The 22,436-nt window shown below is 61.6% G+C and carries 20 protein-coding genes, 1 pseudogene and 1 riboswitch; of the genes and pseudogenes, 11 read left to right on the top strand and 10 right to left on the bottom strand.

Annotated features, from left to right (window positions below):
* Positions 1-240: 240 nt before the first annotated feature.
* Positions 241-414 (top strand): annotated as a pseudogene (locus tag AB0O97_RS07750) (NAD(+)--rifampin ADP-ribosyltransferase); the annotation flags it as partial.
* A 173-nt stretch (positions 415-587) separates the two neighbouring features.
* The gene (locus AB0O97_RS07745; RefSeq protein WP_363881503.1) at positions 588-851 is read left to right on the top strand and encodes a ribbon-helix-helix protein, CopG family; all 264 of its coding nucleotides are present in this window, start codon (positions 588-590) and stop codon (positions 849-851) included.
* 138 nt (positions 852-989) lie between these two features.
* On the opposite strand, the gene AB0O97_RS07740 is transcribed toward AB0O97_RS07745, so the two are convergent.
* The 8 genes from AB0O97_RS07740 to AB0O97_RS07705 form a co-directional block, all read right to left on the bottom strand.
* Positions 990-1,250 (bottom strand): hypothetical protein, encoded by a 261-nt coding sequence (locus AB0O97_RS07740; protein WP_363881502.1) that lies wholly within the window; start codon positions 1,248-1,250, stop codon positions 990-992.
* 159 nt (positions 1,251-1,409) lie between these two features.
* Positions 1,410-1,886, bottom strand: coding sequence for a GNAT family N-acetyltransferase (locus AB0O97_RS07735; protein ID WP_363881500.1), 477 nt, complete (start codon positions 1,884-1,886; stop codon positions 1,410-1,412).
* Between the two features lie 47 nt (positions 1,887-1,933).
* The gene (locus tag AB0O97_RS07730; RefSeq protein WP_363881498.1) at positions 1,934-2,227 is read right to left on the bottom strand and encodes a hypothetical protein; all 294 of its coding nucleotides are present in this window, start codon (positions 2,225-2,227) and stop codon (positions 1,934-1,936) included.
* Between the two features lie 46 nt (positions 2,228-2,273).
* Positions 2,274-3,335, bottom strand: coding sequence for an LLM class flavin-dependent oxidoreductase (locus AB0O97_RS07725; RefSeq protein ID WP_363841934.1), 1,062 nt, complete (start codon positions 3,333-3,335; stop codon positions 2,274-2,276).
* A 136-nt stretch (positions 3,336-3,471) separates the two neighbouring features.
* Positions 3,472-4,029 carry a dihydrofolate reductase family protein gene (locus AB0O97_RS07720; RefSeq protein WP_363881497.1) on the bottom strand — a complete coding sequence of 186 codons (558 nt, stop codon included), beginning with the start codon at positions 4,027-4,029 and terminating at the stop codon, positions 3,472-3,474.
* A gap of 48 nt (positions 4,030-4,077) precedes the next feature.
* Positions 4,078-4,221 carry a hypothetical protein gene (locus AB0O97_RS07715; RefSeq protein WP_363841940.1) on the bottom strand — a complete coding sequence of 48 codons (144 nt, stop codon included), beginning with the start codon at positions 4,219-4,221 and terminating at the stop codon, positions 4,078-4,080.
* A gap of 143 nt (positions 4,222-4,364) precedes the next feature.
* Complete coding sequence (locus AB0O97_RS07710; protein WP_363881495.1) at positions 4,365-6,110, bottom strand: ABC transporter ATP-binding protein; 1,746 nt, start codon at positions 6,108-6,110, stop codon at positions 4,365-4,367.
* The gene (locus AB0O97_RS07705) at positions 6,110-7,954 is read right to left on the bottom strand and encodes an ABC transporter ATP-binding protein (protein ID WP_363881493.1); all 1,845 of its coding nucleotides are present in this window, start codon (positions 7,952-7,954) and stop codon (positions 6,110-6,112) included. The genes AB0O97_RS07710 and AB0O97_RS07705 overlap by 1 nt, the downstream gene beginning before the upstream one ends.
* A 217-nt stretch (positions 7,955-8,171) precedes the next feature.
* Between AB0O97_RS07705 and AB0O97_RS07700 the strand changes: the two genes are divergently transcribed.
* The 5 genes from AB0O97_RS07700 (at position 8,172) to AB0O97_RS07680 (ending at position 15,264) form a co-directional block, all read left to right on the top strand.
* Positions 8,172-9,395, top strand: a complete 1,224-nt coding sequence (locus AB0O97_RS07700; RefSeq protein ID WP_363881491.1) for a hypothetical protein — start codon at positions 8,172-8,174, stop codon at positions 9,393-9,395.
* Positions 9,396-10,039: 644 nt separating this feature from the next.
* Positions 10,040-11,449 carry an FAD-linked oxidase C-terminal domain-containing protein gene (locus tag AB0O97_RS07695; RefSeq protein ID WP_363881489.1) on the top strand — a complete coding sequence of 470 codons (1,410 nt, stop codon included), beginning with the start codon at positions 10,040-10,042 and terminating at the stop codon, positions 11,447-11,449.
* Positions 11,450-11,482: 33 nt separating this feature from the next.
* Positions 11,483-12,838 carry an MFS transporter gene (locus AB0O97_RS07690; RefSeq protein WP_363881487.1) on the top strand — a complete coding sequence of 452 codons (1,356 nt, stop codon included), beginning with the start codon at positions 11,483-11,485 and terminating at the stop codon, positions 12,836-12,838.
* A gap of 22 nt (positions 12,839-12,860) precedes the next feature.
* A complete protein-coding gene (locus AB0O97_RS07685; RefSeq protein ID WP_363881485.1) occupies positions 12,861-14,870 on the top strand; it encodes a GAF domain-containing protein in 2,010 nt (669 codons plus the stop codon).
* A gap of 88 nt (positions 14,871-14,958) precedes the next feature.
* On the top strand, positions 14,959-15,264 hold the full coding sequence (locus AB0O97_RS07680) for a hypothetical protein (RefSeq protein WP_363881483.1): 306 nt from the start codon (positions 14,959-14,961) through the stop codon (positions 15,262-15,264).
* 11 nt (positions 15,265-15,275) lie between these two features.
* Here the strand turns inward: AB0O97_RS07680 and AB0O97_RS07675 are convergent, their stop codons facing one another.
* Positions 15,276-15,803: a MarR family winged helix-turn-helix transcriptional regulator gene (locus tag AB0O97_RS07675; protein WP_363881481.1), complete on the bottom strand. Its 528-nt coding sequence runs from the start codon at positions 15,801-15,803 to the stop codon at positions 15,276-15,278.
* Positions 15,804-15,945: 142 nt separating this feature from the next.
* Between AB0O97_RS07675 and AB0O97_RS07670 the strand changes: the two genes are divergently transcribed.
* Both AB0O97_RS07670 and AB0O97_RS07665 read left to right on the top strand, forming a co-directional pair.
* On the top strand, positions 15,946-17,004 hold the full coding sequence (locus AB0O97_RS07670; RefSeq protein ID WP_363881479.1) for an LLM class flavin-dependent oxidoreductase: 1,059 nt from the start codon (positions 15,946-15,948) through the stop codon (positions 17,002-17,004).
* A complete protein-coding gene (locus AB0O97_RS07665) occupies positions 17,001-17,699 on the top strand; it encodes an NAD(P)-binding domain-containing protein (RefSeq protein ID WP_363881477.1) in 699 nt (232 codons plus the stop codon). The genes AB0O97_RS07670 and AB0O97_RS07665 overlap by 4 nt, the downstream gene beginning before the upstream one ends.
* Positions 17,700-17,892: 193 nt before the next feature.
* On the opposite strand, the gene AB0O97_RS07660 is transcribed toward AB0O97_RS07665, so the two are convergent.
* Positions 17,893-18,456, bottom strand: coding sequence for an OsmC family protein (locus AB0O97_RS07660; RefSeq protein WP_363881475.1), 564 nt, complete (start codon positions 18,454-18,456; stop codon positions 17,893-17,895).
* A gap of 37 nt (positions 18,457-18,493) precedes the next feature.
* Positions 18,494-18,613, bottom strand: a riboswitch (SAM riboswitch).
* Positions 18,614-18,843: 230 nt separating this feature from the next.
* On the opposite strand from AB0O97_RS07660, the gene AB0O97_RS07655 reads away from it, so the two are divergent.
* The gene (locus AB0O97_RS07655) at positions 18,844-20,481 is read left to right on the top strand and encodes an ABC-F family ATP-binding cassette domain-containing protein (protein WP_363881473.1); all 1,638 of its coding nucleotides are present in this window, start codon (positions 18,844-18,846) and stop codon (positions 20,479-20,481) included.
* Positions 20,482-20,862: 381 nt separating this feature from the next.
* Complete coding sequence (locus AB0O97_RS07650; protein ID WP_363841972.1) at positions 20,863-22,269, top strand: NAD(P)/FAD-dependent oxidoreductase; 1,407 nt, start codon at positions 20,863-20,865, stop codon at positions 22,267-22,269.
* Positions 22,270-22,436 lie beyond the last annotated feature (167 nt).

The raw sequence follows: 22,436 nt of genomic DNA, 5'->3' as shown, positions 1-22,436 counted from the left end.
GTCGCTAAAATTTAGGGGGATTGCTCCACCCCCGATTTTACCACCGCGGCACAACGGCTAACGCCACGTGCCGGGGCAGTGCTTTTAGCAGTGCTTTTAAGCACGACGCCGGCACGTGAGTTTTGTTCGTCCACCCACCCCGTGCAGTGGCTTGCATGGTGAAAACGAAGGGATACTCAGTGTCGCGTCGGTGTGATGAGCGCACATTCGCTATGCGGGGATTAGTGGAAGAATCTGAGGATGAACCACATATGGGACGACGGACCATTCTTTCACGGAACAATTGCCGACTTGCAGGTAGGCGATTTCCTCACGGCGGGCCATCCGTCGAATTACCGCCCCGAAGTGGTCATGAACCACGTCTATTTCACAGCCCTGGTGGATGGCGCAGTACTCGCCGCCGAGATCGCAGCTGAGCTCTCCGGTACCGACGCCGTTCCGCCAGCGCTAGACGCTACAAATGCGCCGCACTTCTCACCTAGGAGCAGGTCGATCCATTCGCTGCCGATATCCTCGGTGAGACTCTTCGAAGCGAAGTAGACAAGTGACATCTAGTCCAGTCGATATTTTCGTTATACATTAATGGCATGAGCGAACACGAGATGATCAACGGGGCTCCGGTCACTGAAGAGAAGATCGCGCTCTGGGCTGCCGAAGCCGAGCAAGGGTATGGCGTCGACGCGCTGAAAAAGCGTGGTCGCGGCCGCCCTGGTCGTGGAGCTGAGCCGTCACAGGTGGTCGCACTCCGCCTGACTGTTGAAGAGATCGCGGCGATAGATGAGCGCGCTGAACGTGAGGGCAAGTCTCGCTCAGAAGTCATTCGAGAAGCACTCCACCGCTTGGCCGCATGAAAGTTCATGGCACGGCACTGAAACACGGAGTTCTCCCCGAGGGCGGCTGCTAGAAACGGTTGTTCTCGTCTTCGACAGCGGCAATGAGCTTGTGATTCATGCTATGCAGGCGCGGCCACAGATGATTGAGTTGCTGCCCTAATCATCGACCTCGTTCAGTATTCGCGCTAGAAGCCGACGCTGCTGCGGCATGATGGTGCCAATGTCCTTTTTCTCCACTGTGAGCGCCCACCAGAGTGTTTTCGCGATGGAACAACTGCCGCAGGTTCGAGGCGACACGACGCCCAACATGCCCATCATAGGCGGGACATCCCAACCGGCATCGAACCCTTCATCGGGCGTAAGCATCTCGCTCGCGCCCCAGGCTTCGCACCAATGCTCAATCCTGCCGTCGTTCATATTTCGAGGGTACGGGCAACCTCCGACACCGATGCTACGGCAGGACTCCCGCGCAGAACGGGGGAGCCCCATCTCTATAGCTTCCCCGGCAGTGAAACAGCTGTTCTGACCCGCGGTAGCCTTTCAGGGGCCAGCGGGTCATGACCGGACGATAAGCCCTTAGTCAGCCGCAAGCGTTTTACGCATTTTGACACTCATGGTTTCGTATCCGAGTGACTCATAGAGCCTGCGAGCTGAATGGTTGAAGCCGAACACGTTCAATCCCAGTGTGGCGGCACCCCGCGACCGGGCATATTCTTCTGCGAGCTTCATGCCCTCTCTGCCGTATCCCCTGCCCCGATATTCGGAGTCCACGAGGATGTCCCACACCCACCATGAAGTGGGATCATCGGAACTGTCCCGGCCAACCCAGAGGTAACCAACACCAAGCCCGGATTCATCTCTCATGTTGAATACGGCGTTATCTGGGCCCGGGCGACTTTCGGGAAATGCCTCACGAAGCGACGATTCCGCCTGGCGCTGGGCTTCCCCTGGTGAGGTGGCCAAGGAGACGAGATCAGCAACATACTCGCGGCAGCTTCGTTCCACCCACTGAGGGAAGCTGCCGGGGTCCAGAGGATCAAGACGAATTGTCATTGCCCCAGCGTATGCCTTCCCATCTGAATGGGGCACCGTTGTTGGTCCTACAGATCTCGGAGAAACCCGGTTGCGGCGTCGATTCCGGCGAGGAAATCACGAATGGAAGCAACGTGCTGTTCACGGCTGGAGGCGCCGGTGCCGCCGAACGTGTTGAACCCATAGTCGTCGTTGGGGCCCGAGACCCAGTCATAGAGAGTCGTTCCTTCAGCGTCGCTCCTGCGCACTTCGAACACCTCACCATCCACGTTAAACGTCCCGAGGTCTGTAAAGGTGTTCGTATCCGGCGGCGCAGGTGCATAGAACCAGCCGTCGTCCGTGGGTGAGCGATCGTTCTCCATGCGTTTCACGCTACCCAGTGGCGACGGCTGCGTCGATTACTGCGCACTACTCGAGCCGAGCCTCGATGTTTGGCATCCAGCCAATAGCCGGGGCAATATGCTCGGCAATGTTCGCCAACATCTTGGTGTTGTAAGCAACGCCGAGCTGATTGGGGACCGTAAGCATCAGGGTGTCAGCAGCCTGAACCGCGGCGTCGGCAGCAAGATCGCGGGCAATGTCCGCCGGATCGCCCATATAACTCTTGCCGAAGCGGGACAGCAGCCCGTCGATCATGCCCACCTGGTCCTTGTTCTCAGCCTGGGCGCGCAGACCAAAGTACATGCGGTCCACATCGTCCACCACGGGGATGATGCTGCGGCTGACCGAAACCCGGGGTGTAAAGCCGTGCCCGGCCGCAGCCCATTCGTCGCGGAACAATTGAATCTGCTCGGCCTGCAGCTGATCGAAGGGCACTCCAGTGTCTTCGGTGAGCAGGGTTGAACTCATCAAGTTCATGCCTTGGCGAGCAGCCCATACGGCCGTGGCGCGAGATCCTGCACCCCACCAAATACGCTCGGACAAACCCGGTGACTGCGGCTCAATGCGCAGCAACCGTTCCCCACCCATGGAGACACGTTCGCCGGGCTCAGCTATGCCGGCGCCAGAAATCGCGTGCCGGAAGGTAGCGGTGTGGCGCCTGGCCATGTCCGCATCCGTTTCGCCGTCGAGCGGGAAATGGCCAAAGTCTGCTGCGCCATTGGCAGCGGGCTCGGGTGACCCGCGGCTCACACCGATCTGCAGCCGGCCATCGCTGATGAGATCCGTGGCCGCAGCCTGCTCTGCCATATAAAGAGGATTTTCATAACGCATGTCAATGACGCCGGTACCAATTTCAATCCGGCTGGTGCGGGCCGCAATGGCCGCCATGAGCGGGAAAGGCGCCGCCTGCTGGCGGGCAAAGTGGTGAACACGGAAGAAGGCGCCGTCAATGCCCAGCTCCTCGGCAGCGACCGAAAGGTCAATTGCTTGATGTAGTGCGTCAGCTGCCGAGTTAGTTTGGGAGCCGCGGCCAGTACCGTAGTGGCCAAAAGAGAGGAATCCAATGCGCTTCTTGAAGTTTGTTTCCATACACGGCACAACGGGAAAAGCAGTCCAGCTATTCCATGCATATGCATCTAGCCGGTCTGCGTTCCGAAGCGGGCACCAGCGCCTTCTGACGATGTGCGCCGCCCCGCTCGACGGGCCTCAGGCAGCTCGACGGGCGTCAGTCAGTCCGGCGATAGTGCATGGCGACCGCGCCGTTGCTCAGCGGCTCGGCCGAGATCAGCTCGAGGCGTCGAGTGCTGGGCAGTCCACCTTGGTACAGGGTGGGGCCGTGGCCAGCGATCATGGGATGGACGAGGAATTTGTACTCGTCAATCAAATCCAACCGGTCCAGCTGCGTCGCAAGTTTGCCGCTGCCAACGAGCACCCCGCGGGGTGTCTGATCTTTGAGTGCTTGCACCGCCGTGCGCAGTTCGCCCTCGATGTGGTGGCTGTTGGTCCACGGGAAATCACTCCGAGTCGCCGACACCACGTATTTGGACTTGGACTCCAGCTTAAGCGCCCACTCGCGTAGCGCCGGCGGCGCATCGAAGTCCCCTCGGGCGACCGCCGGCCAGTAGCTCTCCATCATCTCGTAGGTCGTGCGGCCCCAGAGCATTGCGCCGCTCTCATCCAACAGTCGGGTGAAGTACGTGTGCGTCTCCTCATCGGAGATACCCTCTTGATGGTCGACGCAACCATCAAGAGTGACGTTGATGGTGAACGTCAGAAGACCCATACGGCACTTCCTCTGCTGCCAGGGCGCGGCCACGAACGTAGCTGAGCACTACCGTTTCTTGGCGATGTGGGCCACTGGGTCAGCAGCCTCAACGGCTGCGCTACGGGCCTTTTTCTCTGCACGCTTGGCCTTGATTGCATGGCCCTTGTCCAGCTTTTTGTGTTCGTGGTGGTGTGGCTGTTTGTCAGGCATAGTGAACTCCTGGTGATCTTACGAGCAGACACGCACCGGGCCGGGTCGGTCCAACGCGTCCCCCTCTTTGAACGTTACGCCCCTTTCCGCAGACCCAACAGGCCCCGGCGGGGTCTCGACACACTCGAGCACCGGGGCGGAGCTCAGGCGTCCTGCCGCCACGAGTTCCACAGTGCCGCGTAGGAACCGTCCTGCGCCAACAGTTCGTCGTGCGAGCCCAGCTCTGTGATCCGTCCCTTTTCCACCACGGCGACCCGATCGGCGTCGTGCGCGGTGTGCAAACGGTGCGCAATCGCGATCACTGTCCGCCCCTCCAACACGGCACTGAGCGAAAACTCCAGATCCCGTGCAGCCTGCGGATCAATCAGCGAGGTGGCCTCATCCAGCACCAGCGTGTGCGGATCGGCCAGTACCAGCCGCGCGAGGGCCAATTCCTGCGCCTGAGCCGGCGTCAATGTGTGCGAACCCGAACCCACCTCAGTAGCCAAGCCCTTGGGGAGGGCACGCACCCAAGCTAAGGATCCGACGTCGGACAGGGCCTTTTCGATCTCAGCGTCACTGGCGTTGGCCTTACCTAGGCGGACGTTATCGGCCAGCGTCCCCACAAATACGTGGTGTTCCTGCGTCACGAGAGCCACCTCGCCACGCAATTCATCCAGCGGCCGGTCCACCAGCGGCACCCCGCCCACCGTGACCGAACCGGACGTGGGTCCGTGGATTCCAGCCAACAACCTGCCCAGCGTGGACTTGCCAGCGCCGGAGGGACCCACCATGGCCAGCCGCTCCCCCTGCCGCAGCGTCAGGTCGATGCCGTGCAAAACATTGTGCCCGGGACGGTAGGCGTAGCGGACGTCATCCACCACCAGCAGATCGTCGGCGGGGACGGCGTCCTTGGCAATGCGGTCAGCCTTGACATCGCGAATGCCCACAATCCGGGCCAGCGAGGACGCGCCCACCTGAATCTCATCAATCCACATGATCAAGGTGTCCACGGGGTCAATGAGCTGCATGGCGTAGAGCGCAACCGTGGCCACCATACCCGTGGTCACCAGATCCTGCGAGGACAGCCAGCCACCCCACAACAGCACCCCAGCTACTGGGAGCCAAAAGGAAAGTTCAGCCACGGGGAAGAGCACGGTGCGCAGGCCCAGGGTGTATTTTTCACGTTCAAAGCAGTTCCGCAGAGCCGCGTCGATCCGGTCGCGGCGATGCTGGCCCAGACTCAGCGCATCGACCGTGCGGGCACCCTCAATGGTCTCGGTGATGGCACCGTTGAGACCGGCGTAGCTCTCCCGCTCAGCCAAATAGCCGGGGGTGGCGCGCTTGAGGTACCAGCGCGTGACAGGCACCAGCAACGGCACGCCAATGAGCAACGCCACGGCTACGAGCGGGCTCGTAAGCACCGCCGCGGCCACCGTCAGCGCAATGGTTGCCACCGAAACCAGCACCTGCGGCACGCCGAAGCGGACCGTGTGCGAGACCGCGTCCACGTCATTGGTGGTGCGCGAGACCAGATCACCGGTACCCGCTTTTTCCACTGTTGAGAGCGGCAGCGAGGTGACTTGCTCCATGAATTCCTCGCGCAGCTGGGCAAAGACCTTCTCACCCAGAATCATGCCCTTGCGCCGTGCCCATCGAGCCAGCACCGTCTGGACAATGACGAATCCGGCGAGCGCCAGCGCCACCATGGCCACGAACCCGGCGGTGGTGCCAACGCTGATGGCATCCACCAGCCGGCCCAGCAGGAACGGCCCCGCCAATCCCGCAACAGCGGCCACACCGTACAGGCCAACAACGCCTGCGAGCGGCTTTTTGTGCATGCCCATGAGGCGCAAACCCTCGGCCTTGACCTCGGCAGAATTTGCCACAGGAAGCTTCGTTTCAGCCATTAGTTCTCCCCTCCGTGCATGACGTTGTTGCTGTTGTTGGCAAGTTCGACGCCGTTGCTCGCCTGGGCGCTTGCCTGGGCGCTTGCCGCATGATCCGCCGCGGTTCCGCCATGTCCGTCCATGCCTTCACCGCGGATGACCACCTTGCGGTAGTCGGGCTCGGTGTCCAGCAAATGCCGGTGCGTGCCTTGGGCCCGCAGCTTGCCGTCCTGCAAAAATGCCACGGTGTCCATGGCACTCAGCAGCAGCGGGCTGGCCGTGACCACCACGGTGGTGTGGCCGGGGGTGTTGCGGGTGCGGCGCAGCGCGGTGGCAATGCGTGATTCGGTGTGGGCGTCAACGGCGCTGGTGGGCTCAATCAGCACCAGCACCTCGGCCTCTGTCAACACAGCTCGCGCCAAGGTCAGGCGTTGGCGCTGGCCTCCGGAGAAGCTGCGACCCTTCTCCGTGACCTCATCATTCAAACCGTCTTCCAGCCCGTCGAAGACATCCTCCGCGCTGGCCACGTCAATGGCCGCCATGATTTCGGCATCCGTGTGCTCTCCCGTGGGGTCCAGCTCCTCGCGAAGGGTTCCCGTGAAGAGCTGGGGCTCAGCGTCGGAAACCACAATGCGTGAGCGCACCTCGCGCAACGGCATCAGGTGCAGGGCCTCATCGCCCCACCGCACTTGCGCCTCACGCAGTACGGCGTCTTCAAAGCGGCCCAATCGCCGGGCCAAAGATGCCGAGTGTTCCGGATCGCCCGAGACAATGGCGCTGAGCCCGCCCGGGGAAACCATCACCCCCGTCACCGAATCCACCAAAGCGCTAGGTGCCGACGGTGCAGGAACTGTGGTCTCGGCGTCGTGCACGGCAGAGGGTGTGGACAACACATCGATGATGCGTTTGGCACCAACGTGGGCGCGAATGAAGCGGGAGACGCCGTCGGCAGCGGTGCGGATGGGCGAGACTAAGAAGACCGCATAACCGTAGAGTGCCACGAGCTGGCCGGCCTCGATCTGCCCCGATACGGCTTGCAGGGCACCGATCCAGGTGAAGGCGACGCTGAAGACGCCGACCACGAAGACCTGAGCGGCGTCCAAGTCGGCCAGCGAATAAGCTACCTTGTTCCCGGCGAGCTGGGTTGCCCGCGACCGTTCCCGGTAGCGCTCCACGAAAATGTGTTCCCCGCCAATGCCTCGCAACACGCGCAGTCCGGCAACGGTGTCGGCGCCGAGCGCAGTCATTTGTCCGGCCGCTTCGCGCTGATCCTTCTGCCGCCTTTGGAGCGGACGAATCACGAACAACAGGGCGGCACCGCACAGCGGCACGCCCACTAACACCACAAGGCCAAGCTGCCAGGACGTTTGGAAGACCAAGTAGGAAACCAGCAGGTAACCCACTACGGATCCGGCCAGACGCGCAACCACGTCAAAGATTTCGCCAATTCGCATGGCATCGGAGGCGCTGGTGGAGACCACCTCACCGGTAGAGAACTTTTGTGGCAGGGCGTCCCCGCTGCGGGTGACCTTGTAGCCCACCACTTGCGAGGAACGGTACGCCGCCTGCATCCAGTTGCTCACGGCTGCGCGGTGGCGCAGGGTGGTTGAGACTGACTGGACCACGGTGATCCCGACCAGTAGTCCGACCCAGACGGAGAGCCGGGCGAAGTCACCGGGCAGAATCCCCTGATCAATCGCCTGGCCCAGGATGTAGGGGGTCAACGCCTGGCACACCGTCCAGATGGAGCCGTAGAAGATCCCCAGCCAGAGCGTGCCGCGTTGGGCACCCGCCAACCACAGGAGATAACGGTCAGGCGAGCGAAGGTCCGGTTTTTTGGCGGATTTGTAAGGAAACGAGCGCACTACGGCCTTCTAACGAGAATTGTGGATTGGCAGGCATGTCAGGCGCGATCCGGCAATCCACTGTTAGAGCGGAAGCGATCGGCGCGGGCGGGGGCTGCGTTATCTATCTCACAATCATTTACCCTAGTACACGTGTGCGCCCGAATCCAACAGGAACCCACATTCTTTGAACGGGCTCGGCTAGGATCACCGAATAGGGACAATCAAGGGGACAGAATTGGCCACGACACACGAACACACCATGGCTGCTGTTGCGGATTTTCACCGCGAAAAGCGTAGCCAGCGGAGACAGATTTTTACTTTGCTCTTTCTCGGCTGGCTCATGTGTCTGCTGATCCTGCAGGTGCACCACCCAGCTGATAAGGCCATCGTGGCCTCCTTTGGTGACCTGAATGTGGTGTGGGCCCGTTTCAGTGAACGGATCTTGGCACCCTTCACCAGTCCGGAAACCTTCGACTTTGGTCTTGACGCCCTCGGCTGGATCATTGGTGCCACGGCCACCATTTTGGTGGCGTTGGTGTTCAGTGGACGCAACCCGCTGGGCATGGCTAATCAAGCCCAGGTCATGGCGTTGGATGACCTGCTTGAACTCTTGACCCTGCTCGTGGGAATCGCTGCGGCGGCCACCATGTGGATGGCGCTGCACAACGTATTCTTCCTCCCCTCCGATCCTGATTCTGGTCCCAAGTTCTTCTTGGGCCTGCTGTGCCTGATGCTGGTCATCTTCTCTGTTGTGCGCCAGCGAGATGCAGCCGTGCAGCGCGAGATTGACGAGTTTCATCTGACCACCGCCATGCGTCTGCACACTCACCGTTGGGAGCGCATGTGGGGAGTTTCTGCCAGGACTCGGATCAGGGTTGCGCCGGCAAAGACGGTCAAATTGGTGCTGTGGTGGGCAGGCAGTGGTCTGGTATTTACCGTTGTCCCGCTGATCCTCAACAGTAGTTTCTCGCCCGTGCTTTTAGCGCTGTCTCTCGTGGCATTGATCTTGTTGGCGGTTGCCACCGCGACGCTGACTGCCTTGGCTGTCTCCTTGTACCGCAGCAATCCCCATCCGGGTGTGGGTTTGGGATATTCCTTGGTTTTATTGGTTGTGGTGGCCTTGGCCGTAGTCAGCCCCTTGACGGTGGCAGCGCTCCAGAACGAACGAGTACTGCATTCACTCATGGGATATTTCCTCTGGTTAACACCTTCGCTGCTGCTGATCTTCCGCAAACCGCAGTCAACCCACATGACCCCTTTGGAATACCGGTTGGCCGCTCGGCCCAAAAACCGGCTGACCCACGGATTAATTGCCTGCTTCGATGGAGCACGCGAAGCCGCCTACTGGACTGAACTGAGCGTTGAAGGCCACAAGCAGGCCCGCTACGAAACGAAACTTGCCCGGCTTGAGGCTGAGCTTGCCGCAGCTGTACGCAGCGAGAAAGAAACTCTGCCGTAAGGCTCTTCGAGAGTCCTGCACGGATGAGTCACGCTAGATCCCCAGAATTCTCGCATTCGGGTCACTTTCCGTATGATGCGCATCATCGTTAAGGCCGTCCCGTTCCAAGTTCGATGACCAAATCACCTCGGATCAGGCGGTATTGGCGAGCATCGAGCCAATGCTTGTCGGAGCCAGAGGAATGGACTTATGTGCGGGCGGGTATAGGAGAATCGGAGGGTTCCGGATTTACCCCTGCCATCGGCCGTGCCCTTGCGGATCTCGCCGACGAGACGGGCGGCCCTGGCACTTCTTCGCGCGCCCAGGGCGTCCGAAGAGCAGCGTATTATCCGGCTGCAGCGTGGATGGGTAACGCCAGCGGGCCGCCTGGGACTGTGGCCCCAGGTAGCCCGCAATGTCCTGCATCTCGCCTGCGGCAGAAGTGACCCGCCGCCCCGGCTTGGTGACCCGCCAGGCGAAGCTGGAAGCAACGGTGCCGGGCCCGGCCGCTTGCCAAGCACGACTGGAGGCTTTCTCCAATGCACCCTAGTTCCAGTGGATTAAATCTCCATTGATGTGACGTGAATCTCCCAATAGTGTTGGATCAATCCGGCCGGTTTCCCGCCGCCCGAGCGGATGTCGCCACATCAAAGGAGCAACCAAGAATGACCTCAACGGAGCAAGAAACCACCCTAGCGGACGAGCTGTCCATGTTGGTCCCGGACGGAAAAGTGCTTCACGACGGGCCTTCGCTGCAGAAATACAGCCACGACGACGCGGAGTGGGCGCCGTTCACCACACCGCTGGCGGTGGTGCTGGCCCAAAACACAGCTGAGGTGGCCGCCGTCGTGCGTTATGCAGCAAGCCACGGACTAAAGGTGGTCCCCCGGGGCGCCGGGACAGGACTTTCCGGTGGCGCCAACAGCGTGGAGAACTGCATCATCCTCTCCCTTGAGCTCATGAACCGTGTCCTTGAGATCAACCCCGGCGAAGGACTCGCGGTGGCCGAAGCGGGCGTCATCAATGACAAGCTGCGAGAGGCTGTGGCCGCCAAGGGACTCTGGTACCCGCCGGATCCGGCCAGCTCCAACATCTCAACCATTGGCGGCAATGCGGCCACGAACGCTGGCGGGATTTGCTGCGTCAAGTATGGCGTCACCGGTGACTATGTGCTGGGCATGACGGTTGTGCTGGCGGATGGTGAAATCGTCCATCTGGGCCACCGCACCGCCAAGGGCGTCACTGGCTATGACTTCACCTCGCTCATGGTCGGTTCGGAAGGGACCCTGGGCATCATCACGGAAGTGACGGTCAAGCTACTGCCTCTCTCGGGACGGCAGGACCGGGCAGTCATTGGCTACTTCCCGTCGCTGCCGGATGCGGGACGGGCTGTGGCAGCCGTGACGGCTGCCGGGATCGTGCCGGCCGCCATGGAGCTCATCGACAGCACCTGCCTCCGGGCCGTGGACAACTGGCTGAAGCTGGGACTGCCCGAGGACGTCAACGTCATGCTTTTGGCTACTGTTGACGAACCAGGCAGCACCGGCGCGGAACTTGCCACCAAGCTGGCCGGAATCTTCGCGGACCACGGCGGCAGCCATATTGAACAGGCCACCGACCCGGAAATGATCGCTACGCTCTTTCTTGCCCGGCGCATGGCCTACCCCGCACTGGAACGGCTTGGGCCGGTTCTTACGGAGGACGTGTGCGTACCGCGCGCGGCCGTGCCGGAGATGCTCTCGCGTATCCAGGCCTCAGCGGCGAGGCACGACGTCGTGATTGCCAACATTGCGCACGCCGGCGATGGCAACCTGCACCCTCTGATTATCGCTCCCGTGGGAGACGAAGCAGCCAAAGCGCGGGCCAAAATTGCCTTCGACGAAATCGTTGCGGACTGCCGGCTCCTGGGTGGCACCGTGACAGGGGAGCACGGGGTTGGCCTGCTCAAACTTGAAGGCGCTGGCGCTGAACTGGAGGAGCGCGTCATCACGATGCACAAGGGCATCAAGGTTGCCCTTGACCCGCTCGGCACCCTGAACCCCGGCAAGGCATTCCCCCAGTCCGTCACGGCCTGACGCCCGCATTCACCTACCCTCCCAAGGATCGCCATGACCACCACCCAAATGCAGGCAAGCGACGCGGCGATGCGCAAGCGCGTTGTGCGCAAAGTGTCCGGCAGGCTGTTGCCTTTTCTCGGCCTGCTGTACCTGATCAACTATCTTGACCGCACCAACCTCGCGTTCGCCGCGCCCCACGGACTGAACGAAACACTGGGGCTGACGGCAACCACCTTTGGCATGGCCTCCGGCCTGTTCTTCATCGGCTACCTGCTCCTGGAGGTGCCCAGCAACCTGGCCCTGAACAAGTTTGGCGCCAGGCGCTGGATCGCCAGGATCATGGTCAGCTGGGGCATCATCGCGACCTTGATGACGTTTGTGCCCAATGTCGGGACCTTGTATGTGATGCGATTCCTGCTGGGTGTGGCCGAGGCCGGATTCTTCCCAGGCATCATCCTCTACATGACGTTCTGGTTCCCCAAGCAGCAACGGGCGAAGGCACTGGCGGTGTTCATCCTGGCCGTACCGCTCTCCGCGGCCATCGGCTCCCCGCTGTCGTCCTGGCTGATCACGGCGGGCGACGGCGTCTTTGGCCTGGACGGCTGGCGCTTCATGTTCCTCATGGAAGGCCTCCCGGCAGTGATTCTGGGCATCATGTGCTGGTTCTATCTGACGGACAAGCCCGCCCAGGCGAAATGGCTCAAGCCGGATGAGCGCGCATGGTTGCAGCAGCAGATCGACTCGGAAGAGGCCGAGACCGCCAGCCGCCACAGCCTGTCCATCAAGGCCGCCCTGACCAAGGGGCGCGTGTGGGCCCTTGCGTTCGTCTACTTCGGCATCACCTATGGCCTTTACGCGATCAACTTCTTCCTGCCCACCATCGTGGCCGGCTTCGCGGAACAGTTCAATACTGACTTCACCGTGATGCAGCAGGGCTTCATCGTTGCCATTCCGTTCGTTTTCGGCGCCTTCTCTATGTACTTCTGGGCCAAGCACGGCGACAAAACAGGCGAACGAATCTGGCACGTCGCGGCCCCCACGGCCTTGGGTGGCATTGCCATCCCAGTGGCCCTGTACCTGAATTCACCCTTCGCAGCCATGGTGGCGATCACCATCTGCACCATGGGCATCTGCGCGGCACTGCCCACTTTTTGGCCCCTGCCCAGCTTGTTCCTGACGGGTGCCGCGGCGGCCGCCGGCATCGCCTTCATCAATTCCTTTGGCAATTTCTCCGGGTTCATTGGCCCGCTGGTCACCGGCAAGCTGGCTGAGATCACCGGTTCCCAGCAGGCGGGCATGTGGGTGGTTGGCGCGGTCATGGTTCTGGCCAGTCTGGTGGTGGTGAGACTGAGAACTACCCTCGCACCGGACCTGCGGGCAGCAGCCAACAAAGACAAGCTCGAATAGCGCCAGCATGCAATACTGAGGCGTGCTTCCCTCCGAGAGCGGCCACGTTGCCGCCAACAACACCGATGCCGCTGTTGCCCGCTCCGCCGTAAATGACGACGCCGGACAGCTCGGCCCCAGCCATTTCGCCACTGCCGAGGGGTGGCTGGGTCTGCTGGCCCGCGACCCATCACTGGACGATGCGCAGGCTTACCGGCGCGGGCTGCTGGATGCGGCAGCCGGCCCGGAGCGCGCTGAAATAGAACGTCAGGCCCGTCAAGCCCAGACAATCATGGAACGCTTGGCCGAGCGCCGCGAGCACGCGGACGAGCTCACGGTGCTCAACGATCTTGCCCGCAGGCTTGCCTCGCTGCACGAACCACAGAATCTACTCCAGGAGGTGGCAAGCCAGGCCCGGCGGCTGCTCCACGCCGATGTTGCCTACTTGATGCTCCGCCAGGATGGGGTCCGGGACGGGAAAACCGAAAGCAGCCGCAAGGGCCGGAGACTTCTCCGCATTGAGGTTTCCGATGGTTCTCTTGGATCCATTCTGGCTGGCACTGAAGTGGGCCTCGGCGAAGGGCTGGGAGGCCAGGTCCTGCGTGCAGGCAAACCACAGTGGACGGAGGACTACCTGCACGACCCCATGATCGCCCACCTCAGCGATGTTGATGAGGTGGCAAGCAGCGAGCACCTCGGCGGTATTTTGGGAGTCCCGCTCCAGGCCGGCGATAAGACGCTGGGGGTGCTGCTGGCCGCCAACCGCCGTCCCCGCAGATTCACCGAACGTGAAATCGAGCTGCTTGCTGCCCTTGCGGCGCACGCCTCAGTCGCCATCCGCAATGCCCAGCTTTATGAACAGCAGCAACGATCCGAGTCGCAGCTGCGCAAGGCAGTTGACGAGCTCAAGGCCGCCAACGCCACCCGGCAGCGGGCCTTCGATCTGCGCGAACGGCTGACCCAGAGCGTGATCCGCGGCGGGAAACCTGTGGACATTCTGGCCGAATTACAGGACACCATCGGCCTCCCTGTCCGCTTTGAAGACGCCGACAATGCCGAGTTTGCAGCGCTGTTCGCTGGTTCAACATCCGATGCTCCGTTCCTGGGCAACGCCGGCGGGCTGCATCGAGTGGCAGTGCCGGTCATGCTGTCCACGGGCTACGGCGGCGTTGTCGTGGCGGATTCGCCCGAACCGCTCGACGGCGAGGCGCTGCGGCTGTTGCCATTGGGCGCCACCTCCATCGCCATCCTGGTGGCCACGGACCGTTCCCTGGCCGAAATGGAAATGCGCACCCGCAGTGAATTCATGAACACCTTGCTGGGCAGCCAGGCCGATGAGGACAGCGTGGCACGGCACGCCTCCGCCGCCGGCATCGATATCGGCAGGGTGAGCGCCGTCGTCGTTGTCTCTGCCGATCCCGGCAGCAAGGAAGCGGACGACGCGCGGCGGCTGGCAACGCGGGTGGCGCGGCACTTCCAAGGGTGGTCAGGCCAACACGGGGAACATATGGTGGCGCTGCTGCCGGACACTGACGCGGCGGCCGCGAAGGCTTATGTTCAGCAGTTGACCAACGGAAACTTCTCCGGAGCAGTGGGCCTGGCTTCCTGCAGTAGCGGAATGCGGGCTCTGCGTTCAGCACACACCTCGGCTGTGCAAACCGCCACGATGCTCAACGCCTTGGGCCGCCCGCACGATGTTGCCGAAGACTCCGAGTTGGGGATTTACCGCGCCGTGTTCAGCCAGTCAGGCCGCAACGACATTGCCGTATTCGTGAAGCAGTGCGTGGGCAGGTTGCTGGACTACGACACGGAGCATGGCAGGAACCTTGCCGCCACGCTCTCCACCTACCTGGAATTGTCACAACACCACGCCCGGACCTGCGCCGCGCTGCACATCCATGCGAATACGCTGTACAACCGGCTCGAACGCATGGACGACCTCATCGGCCCCGATTGGAAGGAGCCGGCACGCAGCCTCGACATTCAGCTGGCGCTGCGCCTGAACCGCCTCATAAACACAATTGCCCAACAGCCAGGCGGCCGCGGCGTGTAACTGCCACCACCTTCCACCCCCAGGGCGTCCTGCTCATTCTCGCGGACTCATTCTCGCGGACCGCGTGCGCGGCCTGACCGGATCTATCATGAGCGGATTGCACTCATCTGCGGGTGGCCGCGAGCTGGCCCGCGAACTTGTCGCCAAGCACGCCAGAACCACGTGTGTGCTCATGATGAATGAACATGCCGGGCCTGGTTTCGTGGCCGGGTTACAACAAGCTGGTTACCGCATTCCGCAGGACATCTCCATCTTGGCCCTCGCGTCTTCGCTCGACACCACGATTGATCAACTCGAGAAGAAGGATCAACCGCTTCCACAAGCGTTCATCGGGTGTTCCTGCTCCCCCGGCGCAACCCTATCTAAGGCCCCAGACAGGACCGTGGGGAACTAGTCCGTAGAGAGCTACCCTTTCGTCCCGAGCATTTCTTCAACTGCCTCGCAAGCACCCAGATCATGTTCGGAAGCAATGGGGGCATCGCACGCTACCCGGCGCAATAGTGAGCGGAACAGCTCCCGCTCGTCATCGGCAAGTGCGCCCAGGACCGCACGCTCGGCTTCGGCCACGCGCTGCTGCAGATCAGCCAGTACCGCAAGCCCAGAATCCGTCGCCACCACTATGCGGGCACGGCGATCGGCGGGGTTGAGTTGACGCTCCACCAAGCCGGCCTTCACAAAGTCATCCACCAGATACGTCATGACGGTTCGGTCAATTCCCAGATGTTGGGCAAGCGCCAATTGATTGGGCTGCTCGCCGCTAACAACGGCCACCAGGACCTGGTAACCCCGCGCCCCATGCGGAAACTCACCCACAGATTCCCCCATGGCAGCGTTTGTGGCGTTTTGGTAGTTCCGCACAAGAACACCCAGCGTCCACCCAAAGTCCTCGTCGGGACTGGTGTGCGGCTGTGCGGCGGTTGCAGTGTTGCTCATGACACCCATCATAACGGACATCTACGCTTTACAACAGATCATATTTGAGTAAGATGATCTGTAGAGCAACACATATTCACGGAGAAGCCCGTGAGCCACCTCGCTGGCACGCTGGCGGGACCGCAGAAATAAGGAGCATTTCGTGGAACTAGGCGTTTACAGCTTTGGTGACGTACATCAAGATCCCGTCACGGGTGCGCAGGTCAGCCCGCAACAGCGCATGGCTGATCTCCTTGAACGCGCCCGGCTGGCCGACGAGGTAGGCCTTGACTACTTTGGGCTCGGCGAACATCATCGCCCCGAGTACGCCATCTCCTCTCCCGTCCCCGTGCTTGCTGCCGCCGCCGCGCAAACCAAGAACATCAAAGTAGGCTCCGCTGTCACGGTCTTGAGCACCGAGGACCCCGTCCGCGTCTACCAGCAGTTCGCCACCTTGGACCTGCTGTCGGGAGGCCGCGCGGAACTGACAGCGGGGCGTGGCTCCTTTATTGAGTCCTACCCGCTCTTCGGCGCCGACTTGAACGATTACGAGGAACTTTACGAAGAGAAGATCGCCCTATTGCTGGCGCTCAATGAGGCCGGCCGCAAGGAAGAGCCCATCACGTGGAGCGGCAAGTTCCGGCCCGCATTGGAGGACGCCACCATCTATCCTCGTCCCGTCAACAACAATCTGGACATCTGGATCGCCACGGGTGGCACCCCCAGCTCAACAGCACGGGCCGCAGCATTGGGCACCAACGTCATCTACGCACTGCTCGGCGGAGCCGTCAGCAACTTCGCCCGGCACGCGCAGCTCTTCCGGGCCGGAGCCGAGCAAGCCGGGCACGATGCCAAGGCACTCAAGGTGGGGGTCAGCGCCGTCGGACTTGTCAGTAAGAACAATGCCACGGAGACGTTTTACCCGTACTGGCGCCGAGTCATGGAGGACATTGCCCGCGAGCGCGGCTTCACCCCTCCCAACCGCATCAGCTACAACATGCAGACCGCACCGGCCGGCGCCATCTATACAGGTACCCCGGAACAGGTCGCCGAGAAGATCCTGCTCACGCATCAGCACATGGGCCACGACCGCCACATCCTGGAAATGGATTTCGCCTCGGTGCCGCAAACCGACGTCCTGAAGTCCATTGAACTCTTCGGCACCGAGGTCAAGCCCTTGATCGATGCAGAACTCCGCAACACAAAGAAGGTAAGCGCATGAGCCAGCAGTCCCCCGCCCTCCACGATCCGGCAACCACCACCATTGGCATCCTCGGCGCCGGAAAAGTAGGCACCGGCGTTGCCCGGCAGGCCATCAAGGCCGGCTACCGTGTGCTGATTGCCGCCTCCGGGGACCCGAAAAAGATCGACTTGATCGTCTCTGTCATGGCTCCCGGCGCCATCGCCGTCTCAGCGCAGGACGCCATGGAGCTCTCCGATTTGGTGGTGCTTTCGGTGCCGCTGCACAAATTCCGCACGCTGGATCCGGCCGCTCTTGCCGGCAAGCACGTCCTGGACACCATGAACTATTGGCGCGACACCAACGGCGATATGCCAGAGCTGGCCGAGGCGCGCTCCAGCTCGGAAATGGTGCACGCCCATCTTCCCGGCGCCCGGCTCGCGAAATCGCTGAACCACATTGGCTACCACGAGCTGGAGTTGGATGCCCGTGACGCCGGAGCCGCTGATCGCCGCGCGCTGGCCGTTGCCTCGGACGATCCCGAGACTCGCGCTATGGTGCTGAACTTCGTGGAGCACCTGGGGTTTGACGCGGTCGACGCCGGTCACCTCGCCCAAGGCGCTGCATTCGAACCGGACACCCCCATCTTCACCGGCACCTACGATGAGGCTGGGTTGCAGGCAGAACTTCTGGCACATGCCGCTACTGCACAAGCTGAGCTCAGCCCCGTCGCCTAGACGCCTTGACGCTTTGAAGCCTTGAAGCCTTGAAGCCTTGAAGCCTTGAAGCTTAGAGGCATAGGCGGCTATTCCTCTGGACACTTAGGTCTCTGGATCTGAGCCCGACGCTTGCCGGTGCGGTCGATTCCCTATGCTTTATCCTCGATCACGCACCGGCTAGCGCCGTCTGGACCAGCATCTAAATCAGCGCTCACACCTTGGTGATGAAGGTGCGGAACGGTGTCGGGTTACTGAATAGATCTTGGACGGGGCAACGCGCCTCCACGGTGCGGGCCAGTTCGTCATACCGTTCCTGTGTTTCCGGACCGCTGATGTTCACTGCCAGACGGATATCACTGAACCCCGGGCGCACGGTGTCATCCAGACCAAATAGGCCGCGCACGTCCAGATCCCCCTCGGCGTTGATGGTGATGTCATCCACCTGAATGCCGAGCTGCTCGGCGTACAGCCGGTACACCACAACTTGGCAGGAAATGATGGCACCCAACGCGTATTCCACCGGGCTGGCAGCCACGTCGTCGCCGGCCAACGCGGCGGGCTCGTCCACGGTGAATTGGTGCTTTCCGGAGCTGATGCGGGTGGCCACCGAACCCACGCCCACGCCGTCAACTTTGTAGGTCAGCTTTGCGCTATCCGGGTTGGCACCGATCCGCTGCGCCCATGCTGCACCGGCCTCGCCGAGGCGGGCTGAACGGAGGGCTGCGTCATCGATCGACGGGATAAAAGTTGATTCGCTAAGTGTTGCTTCACTCATGGTGGTGTCCTTCGTATGAAGGCGAGTGCGAGGCACTGCGCCATACTTACGCCAACGGCTGGTGTCGAAGGCGTCGAATCCTCACCTGGGGCACCCCACTATGGTTGCGAGGGTTGCCGTTCGACCGGCCAGGGCCGCATGGTCGAAACTCTTGATTCTGACTCTCAGTCTGCCTACCACTGGTCCCCGCGGGCAAGGATTCCGTCACACAGGGCAACATCACGACATCCATCCGTGAGTTATGGCCGTTTAGGGTGCTCTAAACAGCCATAACTCACGGATGAATTCGACATCAGGCTCCGCCGGGACAGGCAGGAGCGGAAGGCAGGTCCAGCAGCTCCGGAGGGCAGGTCCGTCCACCACCTAGAAGCAACTTAAGATGGATACATGAGCGCAACACTTGTGGCAAAGGACCTTTCCGGCGGCCACGCCCACCGCACCCTGTTCACTGGTCTCTCCTTCACGGTGGCCCCCGGCGACGTCATTGGCGTAGTCGGCGCCAACGGAGCCGGAAAATCAACACTTTTGAGCCTCCTCGCCGGCGCTGCAACCCCGCAAGGCGGCACCGTGAGCACAGCACCGCAGGACGCCTTCGTCGGATGGTTGTCGCAGGAGCATGAGCGACTCGACGGCGAGAGTATCGCCGCGTACATTGGCCGGCGCACCGGCTGCACCGCCGCCACTGAAGCCATGGAATCCTCCGCCGAAGCCCTGGGTTCCGGCAATTCCGCCGACGACGACCGCTACGCCACAGCTCTGGATCACTGGCTGGCGTGCGGCGCCGCAGACCTCGATGAGCGCATCCCAGCCACCCTGGCCGAGCTCGGTCTGGATGTTGGCCCCGAGGCCGCCATGACAGGGCTTTCTGGCGGGCAGGCCGCGCGCGTTGCCCTGGCCGCGCTCCTGTTGAGCCGCTTCGACATCGTGCTACTAGATGAGCCCACCAACGATCTGGATCTGGCCGGGCTGGCCCGGCTCGAGGAGTTCGTGAAGGGACTGCGTGGCGGGGTGGTGCTGGTGTCCCACGATCGTGAGTTCCTGGCTCGCACCATCACCTCCGTGGTGGAGCTGGATCTGGCACAGAACAAGGTGGGCGTGTACGACGGCGGCTACGATTCCTTCCTCGAGGAACGCGCCATCGCCAAACGCCACGCCCGGGAGGCCTATGACGAGTTCGCCGACAAAAAGGCTGACCTCGTGGGACGGGCCCGTGTACAGCGCGAATGGAGCTCCCAGGGCGTGCGCAACGCCATGAAAAAGAGCCCCGACAATGACAAGATTCGGCGCAAGGCGGCCAGCGAATCCAGCGAGAAGCAGGCGCAGAAGGTGCGGCAGATGGAGTCCAGGATCGCCCGTCTGGACGAAGTTGAGGAGCCACGCAAGGAATGGGCGTTGCAGTTCAGCATTGGCGCAGCCCCGCGCTCCAGCACCGTAGTTTCCACCCTGAACGAAGCTGTAGTCCGGCAGGGGGATTTCACGCTCGGCCCGGTCTCGGCGCAGGTCAACGCCGGTGAACGCATTGGCATCACCGGCCCCAATGGTGCCGGGAAGTCCACCCTTTTGCGGTTGCTGCTGGGCCGCACTACCCCGGACGACGGCGTCGCCTCCTTGGGTGCTAACGTGGCCATCGGTGAGATTGATCAGGCCCGCAGCCAATTCCCGGAAGCCGCTCCCTTGGGGGATGCGTTTGAGGCTCTGGTGCCGGAGCTGAATCAAGCCGAGGTGCGCACACTGCTGGCCAAATTCGGCCTCAAGGCCGATCAGGTGACCAGCCCGGTGGGCGCCCTTTCCCCCGGCGAACGCACCCGCGCCTCACTGGCGTTGCTGCAGGCCCGCGGTGTGAATGTACTGGTACTCGACGAACCCACCAACCATCTTGACCTGCCCGCCATCGAGCAGCTGGAAGAGGCTCTGGAAAGCTACGAAGGCACGCTGCTGCTGGTAACCCACGACCGCCGACTGCTGGAAAATGTTCGGCTGGACGCCCGCTGGGCCGTTTCCGGAGGGCAGCTCACGGAGCTGTAATGAGCTATTCAGCCAACCCACCCCATTCAACGCATTAGCGCAGCTTATCGATCTGACCATTTTGACTTACGTTCTCTAAAATGTTGCAATGGGTAACAGGTTTGCTGCTTCTTGGATCTGCGGCAAGCTGCTGATCGAATCCTGGTGCCACTTGCACCACCCCGGTCCCGGACATCGCCCCTGCGCTTGATTTTCCGTGGACCACCAGCGCTTACCCGGCTGGTTTTTGCCGCAGTCATATCTGCCGCCGCGCTCCCTGCGCATTATTGCCCCGCTTGGAGGCGCTGACGAATCGTCCGCTTCCGCACTATCGCCGCGGGCATGGATTCGAAGCGTCATGTTCACAACGACATAGTCGATCCAAATGATGAGGAGAACAGCATGACATTGCGAGTCGGAATCATTGGCGCAGGCCCCAGCGGCATGGCCCAGTTGCGAGCCTTTGAATCAGCACGCCAAAACGGTGCGGATATCCCAGAGATCATGTGCTTTGAAAAGCAGTCCGATTGGGGCGGCCAGTGGAACAGCAGCTGGCGAATTGGCTTGGATGGCCACGGCGAGCCCGTGCACTCCAGTATGTACCGCCACCTGTGGTCCAACGGGCCCAAGGAATGCCTGGAATTTTCCGACTACTCCTTCGATGAGCACTTTGGCCGTGCCATCTCGTCCTTCCCTCCCCGCGAAGTCCTCTTTGACTACATCAAGGGCCGCGTGGAAAAGTCCGATGTGCGCAAGTACGTGCAGTTCAATACCGTGGCACGCCACACCAGCTACAACGAAGCCACGCAAGAATTTACCCTGACTGTTGAAGATCTGACCACAGGCACAACCACGGACCACATCTTTGACAAGCTCGTGGTTTCCACCGGCCACTTCTCCACCCCGACCGTCCCCGAGTTTGACGGCATCAACAGCTTCCCAGGAGAGGTCCTGCACGCCCACGATTTCCGCGGCGCCGAGCGTTTTGCCGGCAAAAACCTGCTCCTGATCGGCAGCAGTTACTCCGCTGAAGACATTGGCATGCAGGCCCACAAAATGGGCGCAGCATCCATCACCTTCAGCTACCGTTCAGGCCCCATGGGCTTCGACTGGCCTGAGAACACGGTAGAGCGCCCACTGGTCACCCGCTTCGATGGCCGCACCGCCCACTTCTTAGACGGCACCCAAGGTGAGTTTGACGCCGTCGTACTGTGCACCGGCTACCAGCACAAGTATCCGTTCCTGCCCAGCGAACTGAGCTTGAAGTCCAAGAACGTGCTCTACCCGAGCAATCTGTACAAGGGCGTGGTGTGGCAAGGGAACACCAACCTGTTCTACCTGGGCGCACAGGATCAGTACTACACGTTCAACATGTTTGACGCGCAGGCCTGGTTTGCCCGCGATGTCATGACAGGCGCTATTGCGCTCCCCTCACCGGAAGTACGCGAGGCCGATATTCAGCTCTGGCTCGAGCGCCAGGCCGCACTACCGGACCACAACGCCGAAGCTGATTTCCAGTCGGACTACCTGCGCGAGCTCATTGACGCTACCGACTACCCGCCGTTTGACCTGAACGCAGTTTCGCAGCTCTTCAAGGACTGGATGGGCCACAAGGAAACCGACATCCTCGGCTACCGCGACATGGTTCACCGCTCCGTTGTCACCGGCACCATGGCCACCAAACACCACACCCGGTGGATCAACGCCATGGACGATTCACTGGAACGCTACCTCAACGGCCCCTCACAGGACGTGGACACCGCCACCTTGGCTGCGCTCACCAGCGAGGACCAGATCTCCCGCAAGTAGCCTCCTCCCCCGGAACGCTATCGCAGCAACCCTTCGTGTCAGCCTTGGGTGAGAGAGTTTTTCTCATTCAGGGTTGGTTGGGCAGGAGGAGTTAATTGTTCATGGATATTCCGCAGCGGCCATCACGGCAGTCCCATTTCTTGCCATCGGAGCGGTGGGCTTTGTTG

Origin of the sequence: Specibacter sp. NPDC078692 (assembly GCF_040686835.1) — a bacterium.
In the GTDB taxonomy this organism is placed as follows: domain Bacteria; phylum Actinomycetota; class Actinomycetes; order Actinomycetales; family Micrococcaceae; genus Specibacter.
This window is presented reverse-complemented; position numbering and strand designations above follow the sequence as displayed.